This window comes from Embleya hyalina (genome assembly GCF_003967355.1).
In the GTDB taxonomy this organism is placed as follows: Bacteria; Actinomycetota; Actinomycetes; order Streptomycetales; family Streptomycetaceae; genus Embleya; species Embleya hyalina.
This window is the reverse complement of the sequence record NZ_BIFH01000053.1, coordinates 58,640-76,416: the sequence shown is the minus strand read 5'-3', so window position 1 is coordinate 76,416 and position 17,777 is coordinate 58,640. Positions and strand designations below refer to the sequence as shown.

Sequence of the window (17,777 nt, the reverse complement as noted above, 5' to 3'; positions counted from 1 at the left end):
TCCGGTGATGCCCGGGATCGCGCCGGCGCCGAACCGGATGTGGGCCGCCATGGTCGCGGCGGGCGGATACGTGCACGGTACCGCTGAGCCGCGGCGACTACCTCGAGTTGCTACCGGTGCGATGGCAGGCGATCACCGAACGCGGGATCCGCATCGACCACCGCACCTACGACCACGAGGTGCCGGGCCCGCTTCGCGGGCAGTCCTCCGGGATCGTCGCCCGCGGCGGGAAGTGGGAGGTCCACCACAACCCCCACGACGGCCGCCAGGTGTGGGTACGCCTGCCCGACGGCGAGTTGACCGAGATCCCCTGGATCCACCGCGACCACACCCACCACCCGTTCGACGAACGCACCCGGCGGTACGTGCGTGCCACCGCCGGCCCCCACACCGACGCCGACATCCACGAAGCGAACCTCGCCGACGCCCTCGACCGGCCCATGCGCCGCGCCCACACCGGACGCGCCACCCGTGCCGAACAACGCCTCCTCGCCTGCGGCACGCCCACCCGGACCCCCCACCGGCACGCTCCGTGCACGAAGGACCGGAGCGTGCCACCGTCCCGGGGAAGGGCGAGGAGAGCCTCGACGAACTCGACGACAGTCCCGATGCATCCCCACTGCCGGGGTCGGACACTGCGCTAAAACGGCGGCGGCTCGTACGGAAGCTCCACCCGAGCAGACTCGAGCTCGGCCAAACCCTTAAGGCCGAACCGGGACGCATACCGCTCGATAGAATAATCAGATGGAGTCGCAAAAGTTAGCATCCATCGCCCCTCATCGGGAGTCGCATATCCTGTCGGCGGGGGTGTCATGCGAACCAACGCATCCTCGCTACACCACAGCCTGACCTGAGGCTCTTCACTGCAGAGCGCTACAAACTTCAACGGCTCAAACGACTCCAGAGCATCGTTAACCTCGGAAATATCAACAAAGTTAGTGAACTTGGATGCACCCCCGATGACAGCCTCCCGCACGGTACAATGCAGAAGAAAATCGCCGAGAGCCTCACCTGTTCCCGCCCAACCGCTCTCTCCTGCCTCTCTGGAGAAAACCTGAAGTGCATCATCATTGAGATCGATGGCCCAGAAATAGCCGTTCTGATTCTCAACCCAGAATTCGAGCATGCCTCGCGCGTCCGGCGCAAGGTCTCGAGGCGCAACGGGCCGATCCTGGAACGTCACCGGGCCACGAGCATGCGCTGCCGCCGCGTGCCACTCAATCAGCTCGGCAGGCACACAGGAGCTAGTGTCGAGGTGAACGTCGTTCACAACCTCTACGGTGCCGTACCAGCGCCGGAGGAAACGCCTGACACTATCCGACTCAATTGAAAGTAGTTCGTCCATGATCCCCGATCATACGCCATGGATTCACCTCGCCTCGCATAATAATAGTTGCCATACCGATACACATTCCACTGAAAAATGTTTCGGCAGGGCATCTGGCGCAGCTTGCCGAATCACTTCAGCCACGACTAGCGGTAGTTCCCCGTGAATCTACCGAGGAAACGTCCATCTTGATTGTAGACCCACATTTGGGCACCCGTCGGAAGTGCGTCCTCAATTGGCCTGACCGGAGGACCGCCCGGACGCGTATACGCCGATCCGTTGCAAAATTGACATATACCGTCCGGATGGTTTATATAAAGCACTCCGCGCTTAATATCGTTGCGGCGCATATAGGCCGCAGCCTGCATCTCGACGTGATGAAAATTCGACTGCGTCATGCCGGGTACCCAGTCGCCCATATCGTCAACGAATCCGCCCGAACGAGGGCCGCTCCCGAACGGGACGACATCCACCTGGATGTCTAGGACTCCTGACGTCACGTGGTCCATTTGCTGCACAGCGCCCCGACACTGCTCCGAACTGATGTTGTGAACCAATACTGCGGTCGCACCAGCCCGCACATAGTACGTATGGTCGTCATCAACGGTGAGATCATGGGTTCGCTGTTGTTTGCGAAAGTGGCGAATGGCGCTGACCTGGGCCCACGTACCGGCCGAAGTCTGCAGCCACTGACCTGCCTGCAAGTCACCTGCGTTGACCCAGTGCCGTAGTTCGGGAACCCAGAAGGGATGATTCATGGTGGTGATGATGGAGGCGTCGTCGTTGTCAACCTTAACGGTGAGGTCGGCGAATTCCTTATCATCTTCGGTAGTGATGGAGGCAAGGACAATGCGAGGCTTAGATGCACCCGTTTCGGGGTTGGTTGCAAGGACTTCGTCGCCTGGTTGGATGTCCTTGATCTTTTTCAGCGAACCATCGGCCATCTGGACTTCGGTGTCGGGGACGAAGCTGTGAGTGCAAGGATTCATTCCTTTCACCTTCGTGAGAGCCCCCAAGTCCATCAGCAACTCAGTGGAGTTTTCGGTTTTCTTACCCAACTGCCACGAGTCGTCACAGCCTTTCACCTGGGCGCAAGCGCTGAGGTCGGTCTTGAAGCCCTCACTTTCCATCTGCTTTTCGAGGGCCTTGGATCCACACTCGATGTCCGCGCCGAAACTGTCGGCGATCCTGCATGGCGTGTCGATAAGGTCTGCGACCCCCGAGCCGAAACCGGCCACGAACTTCATAAATCCGGAGCGTTTGGGAGTGACCTTCCCCTTCGTCATCGTGGGTGGAGTGATGGGCTTGACCCGACCACAGTTCAAAGCCACCCAGTTGCTACAGCCGCTACTGTCAGCTGTCCGGGTCGCGTTGTTGACCGGCTGTGCAGGGGCTGCAGGAGGGTTGGAAGGAGAGCTGGCGTTTCCTGGCTGTGGCTGGAAGTCGCCGCAGTCGTTCACACCAAGGACTCCGCATATTTCGCGGGCACCGCTGGGATCGCTATAGGTGAGTGGGGAGTTACTCGAGTAGGTATAGCCGTGCATCTGTTGAGCGTCGGTGAGATCCATGATCGGGTCGACGCTGATGAAGCGGCCGAGAGTCGGGTCGTATTCGCGGGCGCCGACGTGGGTAAGGCCGGTGGCGTCCATGGGCTTGCCGAGGAAGCCCTTGTCGTCGGGCCATTGGCCGTTGGCCTGGGTGGGCTGGGGACCGCGGGGTTCGCCGAAAGGCTTGGACTGGCGACGCGTGGCCGCGAGGGTGGCGGCATCGAGAGTGCTCGTGGGGGTGCCGTGGTGGTCCGCAGCCATGTAGGTGAGCGTGGCCGGGCCGTTGCGGACGACGGTGGCGCCGCCTGCCGTGGGGTAGTAGCGGGTGCCGACGACGGAGCCGGATTGGTCGGTGTTGGTGGTGAGTTCGTCGGTGCCGAGGTAGAGCGTGGTTTTGCCGGCTTCGCGGCGGATGATGCGATTGCCGTCGGCATCGTGGAGGTATTCGCTGGTGCCGGTGGCGGAGGCGACCGCCGTGAGCTTGTCTTCTTCGTTCCAGGTGAGGGTCTGGAGGTTGGAGTCGGCGGCGGGGCGGGTCTTGGTGTTGCCTGCCTGGTCGTAGGTCAGACCAGTGGTGACCGCTTCGCGGGTGCCGGTCTTGACGGTGACGGTGTCCAGGCGGTGGGTGCGGTCCGTGGACGTGGTGCCCGCGCGGTAGCCGTACTCCGTGGTGACGTTCTTCGTCGGGTCGTCGGTCGCGTCGTGGTCGACGAGTTTGGTGCGGTTGCCGACGATGTCGTAGTCGAAGGACTGCCAGTACGCGTCCGGGCCGCCAACCGTGGACGGGGTCGGGGTCTGGGTGGTGCAGCCGCCGATGCCGGGGACGTTGGGAGCGGGCAGGGTGGTGGTACCGGCGGTGTCGGTCCAGGCTTCCTTCAGGCGGCGGTGGCCGTCGTAGGCGAAGCATTGTGTGTCGGTGGTGGTGCCGTCGCGGACGGCTTTGACGGAGGTGACGTCGCCGTTGGGCTTGTAGGTGTAGGACGCGGCATCGACGCTTGCGGTGGTGCCGGTTTCCTTGTCCCAGTTGGTGGACAGCAGGCGGCCCGTGGCGGGGTCGTAGGTGCTGGTGAAGGCGGCCTGCAGGGGGCTGTCGCCGAGGGTGGCGCGGGTGTTGCCGCCGAAGGCGTCGTAGAGGGCGCGGTTGAGGTAGGCCCGCTCGCCGCCGAGTTTGGTCCGTAGTCCCTGGGTGGTGTAGGTGCTGCGCAGCGTCTCGGCGGGGAGACCGGCCTGGGCGGGGAGGTCTGTGGCCACCGGGAGGCCCAGGACCGGTTCGTATCGGGTGGCAATGGTGTAGATGCCAGCGAGTTTGCCCTCGGCCGGGGGGATGGTTGTGCGGGTGCCGGTGGGGCGGTAGGTGCCGGGTTCAAATCCGGTGATCTCGTTCGTGTACTTCGCGCCGGTTTTACCGCCGACGTAGCGGGAGGAGCCGTCAGCCTGGCCCTTTGCGTAGCGGTCGTAGGTCCACTCAGCGAGGAGGTTCGTGTCGGCGACCGAGTCCTTGTAGCTCGCGGTCTTTCGGCCGAGCGCATCATACGTATATGCGAGGTTTTGGCCTCGGGCGTCGGTGATGCCGATCACGCGGCCGACCAGGTCGTAGCGGGTGTCGGAGGGGCCCTTGTCGGGGTCTTCGACGTGGGTTTTGCGGCCAAGGAAGTCGTAGGTGTAGGTCCAGGTGTTGCCGCCCGCGTCGGTGACCTTCTGGAGTTCCCCGCGTGGGGTGTAGGTGTAGGTGATCTTGGAGTAGTCGTCGCCGGTCGGGGTGCCGCCGTTGTACTCGCGCAGTTCCTTCGGCTTGCCGCGGGCGTCGGAGATGGACAGGGTCGCGGCGCCGCCGGTGGGTGGGGTGACGCGGGTTTCGTCGGCGCCGGCGTAGGTGGTGGTGGTGCGCCACTGTTCGATGCCCTTGGAGGAGAACGTCTGGGCGGTGGTGCGGCCCTGGCCGTCGTAGACGACCGCGTTCTGGCCGTGGACTTCGTTGTCGTTGCCGACGAAGACGGTCGTGCCCGGGTTCGAGGTGGTGTTCAGGTAGGGCTGGTTGGTCTTAATCGGGCGACCGAGGCTGTCGTGGAAGGTGTCGGTGATCAGCCGGCCGAAGTCGTCGTTGGCGGTGCTCGACTGGGTCTGGCGTTCCTGGAGGAAGCTGTTAAGGATCCGGTGCGAGACCGCGTACTTCTTGTCGGTTTTCAGGGTGCGGGTGGTGACCACGGACGGGCCGGTCTTGCTGGGGGCGTATGCGAACTGCAGGTCCGCGTTGTCCGCCTTGGTATGGCCAGGCTTCCACACGGCGATCAACCGGCCGAGTACGTCGTACTCCTGCTCCACCGCCAGGCCGTTGACGTCGACGGCCTTGACGGGAAGGTTGCGGGCCCCTGCGTAGGTGGTCGAGGCGGTCCAGCCGGTGGGGCCGGTGACGGCGACCGTGGTGGGCAGGCCGCCGGCGGCAGGAGTGTACGCCGTGGTGGTGGTCTTGTTCTCGGCGTCGGTGGCCTTAGTGACGCGACCGTACGCGTCGAACTCGGACTTCGCGGTGGTGACCCAGTTGGGGGTGCCGTCGGCCTTGTAGTCGATCACGGCGTCGGTGGAGGTGGTGTCGCCGATGGAGCCGACCTCGCCGTACGGCTTGTTGTCGTAGAGGGTGCGGGCCCAGGCGTAGACGGTGTCCTTGCTCTTGGTGGTGTCGCAGGTGCCGACCAGGGAGATCGTCTCGACGGGTTTGCCGATGATCCACGCTGCGGTGTTGTGCGCGTAGGTGGTCTTGGTGCAGTACTCGGGCAGGCCGTCGGCCTTATCCGACACCGTCTCCGGGAGGCCGTGGAGGGGTTCGAAGGTGGTGGTCTTGGACGTCTCACGCCAGGTGACGGCGTCTGCGAGGAGACTGCGAGCGCGGGACCTGGAAGTGGCGGTGCGTCGGGCCTCGAGCGGGGGCAGGCTGCGGGCTCGGGCATGACTGGCGGTGACCGCCGAGGAGAACGGGGTGTTCAGAGACGTGGCCGCGACGGAGCCGCCCGCGCCGGTGAACGTCTGGGTCTCGTAGGCGAAACCTGCGTGTTGGTTCGCGTCGACGAGGGTGGCACCGGTGGAGTCGATCAGCGTGAGGGCGCGTTTGGTGCCGTCCTTTTTCACGTCGGCGTCCATGCCGCGCAGGTAGAACGTCGCGGACTGCGTGACCGGATCCTTCGACGGGTTGCCGGAGCGGGTGACGACTTGGCCGTAGCCGCGGTACTGGTTCCAGGTGCGGCGGTCCTTGCTCTTGGGGCGTGAGGCTTCCTTGTCCTCGGTGAGCTCGGCGTCGTCGCGGTGCCAGGCTGCGCCGCCGACGTACTCGTACCGGGTGGAGCGGTTGGGGGTGGTGGTGTCGATGTCGTGTTCGGTGACCTCGGCGACGGTGTACTTGTGGAACCAGTGCAGGACCGGCTCGGAGTCCTCGTCGTAGTTCCACCACATCGGGTAGCACGCATTGGTGTTGGCGTCCGGGGTGGGCAGCGTGGCCGGGGTGCACTCGGGATCGTTGTAGGTGACCGTGGTCTGGCCGCCGGTCTCGTTGGTGATGCCCTTCAGGCGGCGGCGGTTCATCGGCGGGGCGAGGTCGCCGCCGGCGTCGACGCGGTTGGGCATGAACTGGCCGACGAAGTCGACCGAGGGGACGTCGATCTTGTTGGTGCCGTCCCAGGCGGTGCGGGTGATCGAGTTCAGCCACAGCGTCGGGGAGGAGCCGTCCTGCGGGTCCGGGTAGTCCTGGTCGAGGGCGTACTCGTCGACCGTCCGGTACGTCGAGCCAACCAGGGACTGCGTGGTGATCTTCGTGAGACGGCGGGTGGAGAAGAACGACTGGCCGTACTCCTCGCACTTGCCCGTGGCGGCGCACTGCTTGTCGACGGGCACGTCCGGCCACTTGGCGGCGTTGGCCTTGGTCATCTTGGCCGGGTCGCAGTCGAAGCCGTCCTTCTTCAGGCAGCGCTCCGCCGTATCGAAGAGGACCTGGGCGGTGGGCTGCGCGGTGTCGGTCTGCTTCGAACCGTAGGTGATCCTCGCGAGGGTGCCGCCGCGGGTGTACTCGGTCAGGGTGCCGGAGCCGACGAGAATCGCGCCGCGGGTGTAGCGGTTGGTCTCGGCGTTGTACCAGTAGGTGACCATCCCGCCGCGCGGGTCGACGACGTAGTCGAGGTTCCAGCGCCAGGCCTGCTGGCACCACGACGCGTCGAACCCGGAGGCCTTGTTGCAGGGTTCGCCCGCGTTGTTGCCGTAGACGGGCGCGGACCAGGTCGAGTTCGTGGGGGTGTCCTGATTGTTGCCGCCGGGCCTGTGGCCCACGCCGAAGTAGTACTGGATGCCGTCGCCGGTGGTCAGGCGCCAGTACTCGCCGTTGTCGTCGCCGTTGACCGCGCCGGTCAGCGGTTCGATGCGGGAGTCGTCGTCACCCTCGAGGCGCCACTTTGCCTTGTCGGTGTCGTCCTGGACCAGGATGGAGGACTTGCCGTTGAGGGACAGCGCCAGGGAGTTGCGGTTCGACCAGCACTTCTCGCCGGACTTGTCCTGCCCGTCGCGCGCGCAGGAATCGTAGGAGCGTTCGACGAAGCCCGGCGAGTATTCCCAACCCTCACCGATCCACGACGCCTGATTGTTCGTGGAGGTCGTGCGGCCGTCCACGCTGCCCGAGTTGTAGGCCAGGTTCAGCGCAGGGGCGGTGCCGCCGATCGCGGGCGGGACCGCGATGCCGTACGACCAGTTCATCGAACCGGAGTTGCCGCCCGCCGACCACTGACCGGACGGGGACAACGAGGTCGCCTTGTAGTCGCCGGACGGGCCCGACGCGTCAGCGGTGACCGCGAGCAACATCGCGCCCGGGGCTGCGTTTGCGGAACGGGCGGCGGTTGCGGACAAGTCGACATCGGCGAGTACGCGGTTCTTGACGCGGTCGTTGCGTCCGCCCGCGACCGGGGACTTGGTCCGGCACTCGGCCGCGTCGGGTGTGGTCAGCGCGCACTCGGGCATCGACACCAGGCGCAGGCGTGAGGACCAGTCGGCGCCGAACGCGTCGCGGAAGCCCGCGTAGTCGACGCCGATCGTGACCTTGCCGGGGTTGGAGGCCGCTTCGGTGGGGCGGACGGTGATCAGGACGCCGTCGACGCCGGCCTTCTCGGCGGCGGTGTGGTCGGCGACGGTGACCTTGACCCGGCTCGGAGTGGTCGTCGCGTCGCTCGGGGGTGCGGCGTGGGTGTTCGAGCGCAGGGGGCCGGGGGTGGCGGCGGTGGGGGTGGTGATCCAGACGGGGGTGCCGGGGGCATTGCCGCCGGTGGGGGCGGCCAGCAGGGACGATCCTCCCCGCGCGACGAACGAGGACGCGGGCGCCGGGGCGGTCTCGGCCTCGGCCGCCTTCGGCCAGGCGGTCGCGGTGGGCTTCCACGAGCGGTGGCCGTCACCGGTGAGCGGGCGCGCGTCCGGCTTGGGTGCGTCGTGGCCGCCGACGGAGGGTGTCTTGGGCAGGTCACGCGGGGACCAGCCTTCGGTGTCGGGGCGGGTCTCGATCCAGTCGACGGCCTGGGCCGGGGCCACGCTCGCCGTCAACGCCAACACCGTCGCGCCCGTCACGAACAGGCGTGCCGCACCGGCCCCTCGACTGCGGTGGGACCTCCTCGATCCCCACGACCAACCACGCACGACGACCAACCCCCACCCGGACGGATCCCGCCCCCGAACAGGCGAAAGATCACAGACGGAGCGCACCGTACGCGGCAAGTTCGGTGTGGGTAAAGACAGTTCCCAAGGGTGGATGTGGTCTTCGTCACTACAACCTCGGCAGCTGCCCGAGAGTCCCACGAGCGGCCAAATCACCCGTTGGTATCCATAGTTCGGCAATCTGCATGCACTCGGGGACGACTTGGATCCCTATCGACATGGCTACCGGGTCGATGTGATCTGCGCCACGTGGTGTGGGCTTGCAGCCAACCGGTACGTTCCGCGCATCTATGCGCGCTCGCGCCCCGCACCCCCAACTTTCCCGAGGAGTCACCCTCATGGGGCACCCGCCTCCCCGCCCACGCCCGTACGCACGACGACTGTCGGCACTCTTCGGCGGACTCGTCACTCTGTCGATGACGTGTGCCGTCGGCGCTGCCGGAGCCACGCCGCTCAGCGCACCCGCCGCCGCGAACATCGTCCCGACCGTGGGCAACACTGCAGACACCACTGCGGATGCCCCGTCGGCCGACGCGAAGGCCGCGGCCGAGGCCGGTGCGCGAGCGCAGGCTGTGCGCACCGGAGTTCCCGTGCCGGTGCCGGAGTTGACCACCGAGACCGACACCGTGGTCGCGAGGCCGGACGGTGTGATGGTGCTCAAGCGCACGGTGGAACCGTCGCGCACCAGGAAGAGTGGTGTCTGGCGCGACCTCGACCCGACGCTGGCCCGGGCCGCGGACGGGACGGTGCGGCCCGGCGCCACCACCGGCGACCTCACCCTGGGCGGTGGAGGCTCCACGCTGCTGGCGTCGATGACCAACGGCGGCCGCAAACTCACCTTCACCTGGCCCACCGCGCTGCCCACTCCGGTGCTCGCCGGTGACGCGGCGCTGTATCCCGGGGTGTTGCCGGATGTGGACCTGAAGGTCACCGCGGGCGAACAGGGCGGCTTCACTCATACGCTGATCGTCAAGACCCCGGCCGCCGCGAAGAACCCGCAACTCGCCACGCTCAGGCTCGGGATGACCACCGACGGCGTCGCCGTCACCGAGGGCGGCGACGGATCGCTGACGGCCAAGGGCACCGACGGGAACGTCGCGTTCGTCGCGCCCGCGCCGACGATGTGGGACTCGCGCACCACCCCGAAGCAGGCACCGGCCGCAAAGGCGGCAGGCACCGCGAACGCCTCGGAGGTCGCCGACGGCGCGATACCGGCGGACCAGCTCGTCTCCACCGACAGGCGGCCCGGGACGCATGCCACGACCGCGCCGCTGGAGACGTCCGTCGCCGGTGCCTCGCTCACGCTCACTCCGGACGCGGGTCTGTTGAACGCGGCGGACACGGTGTTCCCGGTGTACGTCGACCCGCCGTGGGTGCCGCTGCGCGACAACGTCAGCTGGTACGGCTGGGCCCAGGACGCATACCCCACCACCGTGGGCTACGGGCGCACCGACTACCAACCCGGCGCCGGCTACCAGCGGTGGCGCGAAAAGACGGGTCTGGAGCGCACGTTCTATCGGGTGGACTACAACTGGGCGGGGCGCCTGGACGGCAAGCTGATCAAGCGGGTCACGTTCAACACCACCCAGGTCGACTCCGCCGTCATCGACTGCAGTCCGGACGTGTCCCAGCCCGTGTACCTGCATCTGGTCAGTGACACGCTCACGTTCGGCACGCACTGGAACAACCAGCCGGCCGACTACGGTCTGTGGTCCACCGCCTGGGCGCCCAGTTCCCGTGTCGAGTCCCACTGCGGCAGCCGCCTCGTGGACTTCGACATCACCGCCAACCTCGCCGGCCACCAGAACTGGGAGTTCATCACCCTCGGCGTCTACGGGAAGGAATCCCCGCAGAGCACGGCCAACAACGGCTTCAAGCGGTTCTCCCGCACCGCGGCGGACAATTTCGTCTACATCGAGTACAACACCCCGCCGACCCCGCCCACCAACCGGCGGATGACACCCGTGCCCGTCAACGGCGGCGCCTCCGGGAACGACGGCTACGTCGGCGCGGTCAACCCCGCCGTCGGCGGCGTCAGCCTGTACGCCACCGTCGCCGACCCCGACCCCGGGCAGACCATCGACGCCAACTTCGTGGTCACCGAGGTCGGCAACGGCAACCCCGTCGTCCACACCACTGGATGGATCTCCAAGGGCGCGAGCGGCCACGAGGCCCGCGCCGACATCCCACCGGGGATCCTGCAGGACGGACACACGTACAGGTGGGCCGTGCAGACCGGGGACGGCGACGTGCCCTCGGCGTTCGCCGACGGTCAGACGTTCACCGTCGACGGCACACCGCCCACGCAGCCCGAGATCACCAGCACCGACTACCCCGTCGCCGGCGGCGGCAAGACCGTTGGTGACAAGGGGGTGTTCGTCTTCGACAAGGCCACCGACGCCGCGTCCGGCGTGGACACCATCGAATACTCGCTCGGCAGCACCATCCCCGTGGGCTGGGCCGCCCGCGCCACCCTGGGCACCGACGGCAAATGGCGCACCGACGCCCTGCCCGTGCTGCGCTGGGGCACCAACACGCTGTGGGCGCAATCCGTGGACAGGGCCGGGAACCGCTCGCAACCGAAGGCCTACGCCTTCTACGCCCCGGCGAACGTCGACGCCCGGCCCGTCCTCGGCGACATCAACGGCGACGGACGCGCCGACCTGCTCACCATCGACGACACCGGCGCACTGCGTATGTACAACACCAACACCGACCCCGCCCTCGGCGGCACCATCGCCTCGCGCACCTTCCAGGGCCCGGCCGGCACCGAGGACCAACCCAGCTGGGCGGGATCGCTGATCACCCACCGCGGCGGCGCCGGCATCACCTACGACGACCTGTACGCCCACGCGGGCGGACAGCTCTACCGCTATGCCACCGCCGGTGCCGGAGCCCACGGCGAATACTTCACCAGCGGGGTACGCGACGGCGTCACCCGACCCGACACCTGCGTCGACGCCACCCGCCCCAACGGCACCTGCGCCGCCTACACGACCGACTGGTCCCGCGTGCGGCAGATCCTCGCCCCCGGCAACGTCGACAACGACCTCAGCCCCACCCGCGCCGCCCGCCTGGACCTGCTCACCCTCGAGAACAACGGCGACGGCAGCGCGAGCCTGTGGCTCTTCCACGGCGACACCAGCGCCGGAGAGTTCGACAAGGCGATCCCCCTGGGCACCGCCGACTGGCGCAACCTCGACCTGATCGCCCCGGGTGACGCCACCGGCGACGGGCTCCCCGACCTGTGGGCCCGCGACCGCACCACCGGCAAGCTCTACCAATACGCGTCCAAGACCGTGACGAACCCGACCACGGGCGCGGTGACGGTCGACGTCACCGCCTTGGGCGACGCCGCGGCGCGCACGCTGATCGGCACCGGGTTCGACGTCGCCGCCCACCCCCGGCTCACCTCCGACGGCGACCTCGACGGCGACGGCAAGCCCGACCTGTGGTCCCGCACGCCCGACGGACGCGTCTACACCTTCCTCGGCACCACCCCCGACGCCACCGGCCACGCGTTCAAACCCGCGACGGTGATCGCGGACACGCCCGAGAGCGTGTGCGAGACGTTCGACAACGGGGCCGCGAAGGGCGATCCCGCGCGTCGGATCCAGTTGTGCGGGCCGGTCCTGGCCAAGTACAAGGACCTGCTGAAGAGTTCCGACACCACGGTCAACCTGCCGCTGACCGGCGTCCTCGCCGACACCGACGGCGTGGGCAAGTACGCCGAGTTCCAGGGCGCCGACGCGAACGCCACGACCGCCGGGGCGTCGATCCACTGGGCGCCCACCAGCGGCGGGGCCTGGTCCGTACGCGGCAACATCCGCAACAAGTGGCTCACCGACGGCGGCACCCACGGCACGCTCGGCTACCCCGTCAGCGACGAGAACCGCATCCTCGACGGCGCCGGGACACCCGTCGGCGCCGTGAGCGTCTTCGCCGGGACCAACGAAGGCACCGGCGCCATCGCCTGGACCGGCGGCCCGGGCGGGACCGGCGCGCACACGATCACCGGGGACTTCTACGACCGTTGGCAGGCCGGCGGCGGGGCGCGCGGCGACCTCGGGTTCCCGTCCATGGAGGCCTCGCCCACCACCCTCAAACAGCCCGGCCGCTACCAGCAGTTCCGCATCCTGCACGCCGGCGCGGACACCGGCTCCCTGTACTGGTCGCCCACCACCGGGGCATGGCCGGTCTACGGCAAGGACCGCCAGACCTGGGCCGCGCAGGGCTGGGAGGGCGGACCGCTCGGGTTCCCCACCGGCGACCAGTACACCGTCGCCGGCGGGCACCGCAGCGACTTCCAGGGCGGCTACATCCGCTACACCACCGTCCTGGACACCGCCACCGCACACACCAACCCCGCCGACTCCACCGCCGGCCAACGCACCGAATACACCGGGGACTTCGACGGCGACCACCGCGCCGACATCCTGACGACGTACGACCACGGATCCGAGTCCACCTCGTTCTTCGTCTCCCCCGGCCTCGCCGACGGCACCGTCGGGGCCCCGCGGCAGGCGTGGGTCAGCCACCCCGGCTGGTTCGACAACGCGCGCGCCAAGTACGCGATCGGGGACTTCAACGGCGACGGCCGCAACGACGTCGCCGCGCTGTACGGCTACCCCGACGGCAGCACCCGCCTGATCACCTTCGCCGCCCGGCTCGACGGAACGTTCGACGAAGGCGTCCCCGGCACCCGCACCGAACCCGGCACCCGGGACTGGACCAAGGCCGCCCTCCTCGCCGGCGACTTCGACGGCGACCACCGCGACGACCTCGCGATGATCTACGACCACGGCAACGAGGACACCGGCACCTGGACCTGGACCGCCAAACCCGACGGCACCTTCAACGACGCCCTCGCCAGCTGGCGCAGCGGCCCCGGGAACTGGGGCCAGGCCCGCGGGAAATACGTGAGCGGGGACTTCGACGGCGACGGGCGCGACGACATCGCCGTCATGTACGGCTACGGCAGCCCCAGCGGCGGCGCGGTCGCCCTGTTCACGCTCAAGTCGCGGGCCGACGGCGGATTCAACGATCCCGTCAAGTCCTGGAACGTACCCGCCGGGAACTGGGAATGGGACCACGTACAACTCGTCGCCGGCGACTTCGACGGCGACCACCGGGCCGACACGGGCGCGATGTACGACTACGGGAACGGCGACACCGCACTGTTCACCTTCCACGCCCGACCCGACGCTGGCTTCGACAACGACGTCCAGAAATGGCGCTCCGGACCCGGACAATGGTCCAACAACGACACCAAGGCACTCGCCGGAGACTTCGACGGCAACCAACGCGCCGACGTCGGGGCGATGTACGAATGGGCAGACGGCTCCACCACCACCCGCACCCTCACCACCAACACCGACGGAACCGTCAACGCCCCCGCCCAGGGATGGAGAGCCCCACCCGGCACCTGGTAAACCGACAAACGACACCACCGGAACAACGACACCAACGAACGCACAGGGCCCGGCGCGCATGCGCGCCGGGCCCCGGCCGTCACCCACCACACACGCCATGGTGCCGCGACGAGGCGCCTCGCAGGTTTCGGACGGTCTTCAAGGAGTTGACACCCCCAAACGGGGGCCGTCCCGGATCCGGGCAACACTCGGTCAGGCGACCCGTGATGCTGCGTCAGGGCCGACAACGTCGTGACCCTCACGACCTCCCGCGAGGCAACGAGCGATCCCGGCTTGATCCGGCGCAGTTGTGGACGGTCACGTAACTCCCCATGGGGGTCGGTCGGGGAGTTCCCCATGCGCGGGCCTGGTCCAACCGTTTGAGTTCGCGCCGTCGGACGGGAGATGAGCGGCCACGAGAGCGGCGGCTTCCTCTGGTGTGTCTGCTTCGCCGAGCAGGGTGGTGTACCCGGCCGAGTAGACCTTGTAGGGCGGCCCACCGCAGACGATGAACGGCAGGTCGTCGGGATCCGAGCGATCCCAGGGCGGGGCGGATCGCAGAAACTTCAGAGTGCCGTGGCTCGGCCATGGGTAGAGGCTGCGGAGTCTTGGCTCGACATGCGCCGCTTCGACGACCAGCGGGTCCCCTTGCCGGGTTCCCGGAGTGCGCTCCAGTAGCTGTCGCCAGGCGGTGGGGACGTCGGGGGCTTCAGGCATCAGGCGATCGTCCAAGATCACGGCGCTGGGGACAAGTAGCGCTGCCGCAGCCCCGTGTCGGACACACGCGGGCGTCAAACACGACCGGCCAGGAACATGACGTCGTCACAACGCGCTTGACGAACCTGGACAACACCACCCCGGTCGCCGAACGAAGTACCTTCGGAAACAACGAAGCGCCCCGTGCACGTCGACCCCGGCGATCACCGGGTGTACGGCACGACGGGACCTCCTGTGTACGGACCGGCACGGCCAAGCACGCCTGATTCGCGCCCGTCTCACGCTCGTGGTCTTCGTCGGAGCCCGTAATCCCCCAGGTCCTGGCTGTGTGAGCCACTAGGTTGGTGCGCGTGGAGATGCGGGGGCCGAGATATCGGTATGTGGGTCCGGTCGAGTTGAAGGCGCTCGTCCGGGCAGGCTGTGAGGGTCGGAGCATCCGTACGTCGGCGGACTTCGTCGCGTGGGTCTCCGGGCTGCACCTGGATGAATTAAACGAGCCGTTCACGTTCGTCGTCGACGGCGGCGGGGTGCTGCGCCTGGCTCCGCGCCGCAGCGAGCACGTGGTGTGTGCCGGCGGCGGAGAGGTGCTGAGCGCCGGCGAGATGGGCTTCCGTGAGGAGTCCGGGCGGTGGGTGGTCGAGGAGGTCAGCAACCAGTCGACCGGCTACTGCCCGGACGCCGGGTCATGGCCGGCCGTGGCCGAGGCCCTGGACCGGATCGGGATCCATCGCCCGTCCGGGTTCACGCACGAGGTGGTCTTCCGCCGATGCCGCTCCTGCGGGGAGCTCAACATCGTGCGGGAGGAGGACTTCGTCTGCGTCTTCTGCGGCGAGGATCTGCCGCGGGAGTGGAACGTCGGGGAGCCCGGGTGACCCGTCGGACGGCGAAGATCGCATCGCGTTGCGAGTGCGGCAGTATGGCGGTGCGACAGGTGAACCGGTTCATCCTCCGCGACCAGTTGTGGTGGGACGTCGAGTTCGCGTGCGGGTCCTGCGGCACCTACCTGTGCGAACACGCCGGTCCGGGGCCGGCACCCGACGATGTCCGGGAGGCTCTACTCGCGGCGCACGGACCCGTCAGGCTGCGGGTGGTCGATCCGCTTCCCGGTCTCGTGCCGGCTTTGAAGGTCTTTCGGGAGGTCTCGGGGCCTCGTTGTCGCGGGCTCGTGAGCCGGTCGGGGAGCTGAGCGACGATGGCCTGGTGGAGACGTTGTCGGAGAGGGAGTTCCTGAAGACCCGGCTTCGGCTGCGCGGGGTTCACGTCGACGTTGATCGGTAGCCGAGCGGAGAGGCATGGATCTTGCCGGCGAGATCCTCCGCGTGCCGGACGAGGAGTTGCCGCAGAACCGCGTAGTGGTCGAGCGGATCCGGCCGTGAAAGCTGGAACCACGTGCTGGAGCGTCGTGGGAGCCGGTCCCGATCCACTCGGTCGGGTTGGTCGGCTTCAATCGGCCGCGAAGCGCAAATCCGGGCTCGCCCCGTGTGACGTGGGCCCGGACGAAGGCGGAAGCCCCTTGCCGTTTTCTCGGCGATCATGACGGAAGGAATCCCCGCGAGCGGGACCTGGCCGTATCAACGCCGATGGTCGGCGATGGAATTGCCGGCGGTCACGGTCTCGACCGTGGCAGCCGGGCCCGGCCGGGCGTGGCGTGCCGGGTTGGGGTCGTCCCGCGTCGTGGCGTGCCGAGGGGATGTGCGTGGCGGAGCGGGTTGCGAGTGCGCAACGATCTCTTACCGGGCGGAGTTCCGGGACACGATGGGCGCATGTCTTCCCGTCCCGATGCGCGGCCGATGGGTTGTTGCCTGTTGTGGCTCGGCCGGTTCGTCCTGGCCGTGATCACCCTGGCGGTCGTGACCTTCCACGGCGGACTGTACGCGTGCCAACGGCAGTTCGCGGCTGCCGAGAGGGAGAAGGAGGCACACGAGAGGCACCCCGCCGAGGAGAGACGTGCGTGGGTCGATGTGGAGTTGCCCTTTCGGGTCTTCGGCCGACCGGCGAGTACGGAGTTCGAGCGCCGCCGATTCGACCGGTGTTGGCGCGACACCACGCCCCGGCCCGAGCCGCAGGCGGGCGTGGTGGGCGTGATCTGCACGTCCACCGCCGTGTACTTCTACGGTTCGGACGCTCCCACGACGTCGACGGCCGCCTTCGTGCACGAGGCACACAGGCTCGGGCCGACGCCGGACACGGAGAACTGGACGAGGTGATGTGCATCGGCGAGTTCGGACTGCCGCGCGGGGCCACGGCGATCCTCCCCGTGCGGCCGCCCCCGAATTTCGTCACACATCGCCCTGCGACGACCGACTGCTCCCACGACTGGAGAACTCCGCGCGCGCCGTCGAAGGACGTCCGGTTGCGCGCGCCATTCGATGCCTGCGGGCTCAATCGACTGCGGCATCCGGTGCGAGCACCAAACCGGCTTCCGCGAGGAAGTGCTCGAGATCGATGTCGCCGCCATTGGTGCCGTCGTCCCATTCGACCAGGAGCCCCGACAGGCCCGCCTCCCACGTCTCGGGCGTGTCGTCCGCGGCATCCGGGCCGCGATGCCATTCGACACTGCCCTTGCCGTGCCGGTAGCGGAGATACAGATACCGGCCGGACACCGTCCAGGCGTTCCACTGCGACGGAAATCCGTGACAGGTCTGCACCACCCGCACCAGCGTCCGATCCGCGTCCATCCGAGGATGATCGCGCAGTGGCAGGGCGTGAACAATCGATTTCGGCGCATCGTGATCCTGTGTCCCGGGGGCGCAAGTGTCTCCCCGCGGATGTATCCGGGTGGACGGTCAGGTGCCGCACAGGCTCCGATGGCGCACCAGCACGAGCGCGGATCCTCGACGTGGGCGTGGTCGGTCCGGTACGCAACGAGGATGACCCGGCAAACGGGCCGGGTGCGGGCGGGCACACCGTGGCAGGCGAGAGGACTTCCACCACGATCGCCACGCCGGGAGTGATCCGGTGACTCGCGCATGCACGACGACGGGCACGTGGTGACGGCCGCGGCGGGCCCGCGCGGGCCGTGGCGTTCGAGAAGGACCACGGTTCTACAAGCCGGGACGGATACACGCTCCCGCCGACAAGACCACCACCGGATGGGGA

8 protein-coding genes are annotated in these 17,777 nt (G+C 67.9%); 4 read left to right on the top strand and 4 right to left on the bottom strand.

The features are described 5' to 3' along the window. Positions 1-116 precede the first annotated feature (116 nt). Positions 117-644: a hypothetical protein gene (locus EMA17_RS54980; RefSeq protein WP_246127344.1), complete on the top strand. Its 528-nt coding sequence runs from the start codon at positions 117-119 to the stop codon at positions 642-644. On the opposite strand, the gene EMA17_RS54975 is transcribed toward EMA17_RS54980, so the two are convergent. Both EMA17_RS54975 and EMA17_RS47285 read right to left on the bottom strand, forming a co-directional pair. Then, positions 641-1,345 (bottom strand): hypothetical protein, encoded by a 705-nt coding sequence (locus EMA17_RS54975; protein ID WP_246127343.1) that lies wholly within the window; start codon positions 1,343-1,345, stop codon positions 641-643. The two genes, EMA17_RS54980 and EMA17_RS54975, sit on opposite strands and share 4 nt — an antisense overlap. A gap of 128 nt (positions 1,346-1,473) precedes the next feature. Beyond that, positions 1,474-8,439: a polymorphic toxin-type HINT domain-containing protein gene (locus EMA17_RS47285; protein ID WP_126643419.1), complete on the bottom strand. Its 6,966-nt coding sequence runs from the start codon at positions 8,437-8,439 to the stop codon at positions 1,474-1,476. A gap of 599 nt (positions 8,440-9,038) precedes the next feature. Between EMA17_RS47285 and EMA17_RS47280 the strand changes: the two genes are divergently transcribed. Further along, on the top strand, positions 9,039-13,982 hold the full coding sequence (locus EMA17_RS47280; protein ID WP_126643418.1) for an FG-GAP-like repeat-containing protein: 4,944 nt from the start codon (positions 9,039-9,041) through the stop codon (positions 13,980-13,982). Positions 13,983-14,279: 297 nt separating this feature from the next. Here EMA17_RS47280 and EMA17_RS54970 read toward each other — a convergent pair whose 3' ends face one another. Further along, positions 14,280-14,678 carry a DUF6193 family natural product biosynthesis protein gene (locus tag EMA17_RS54970; protein WP_126643417.1) on the bottom strand — a complete coding sequence of 133 codons (399 nt, stop codon included), beginning with the start codon at positions 14,676-14,678 and terminating at the stop codon, positions 14,280-14,282. 356 nt (positions 14,679-15,034) lie between these two features. On the opposite strand from EMA17_RS54970, the gene EMA17_RS47270 reads away from it, so the two are divergent. Then, complete coding sequence (locus tag EMA17_RS47270; protein WP_126643432.1) at positions 15,035-15,550, top strand: hypothetical protein; 516 nt, start codon at positions 15,035-15,037, stop codon at positions 15,548-15,550. Between the two features lie 891 nt (positions 15,551-16,441). Beyond that, positions 16,442-16,885, top strand: a complete 444-nt coding sequence (locus EMA17_RS47265; RefSeq protein ID WP_126643416.1) for a hypothetical protein — start codon at positions 16,442-16,444, stop codon at positions 16,883-16,885. Positions 16,886-17,059: 174 nt separating this feature from the next. On the opposite strand, the gene EMA17_RS47260 is transcribed toward EMA17_RS47265, so the two are convergent. Next, complete coding sequence (locus tag EMA17_RS47260; RefSeq protein WP_126643415.1) at positions 17,060-17,356, bottom strand: hypothetical protein; 297 nt, start codon at positions 17,354-17,356, stop codon at positions 17,060-17,062. Between the last annotated feature and the right edge of the window lie 421 nt (positions 17,357-17,777).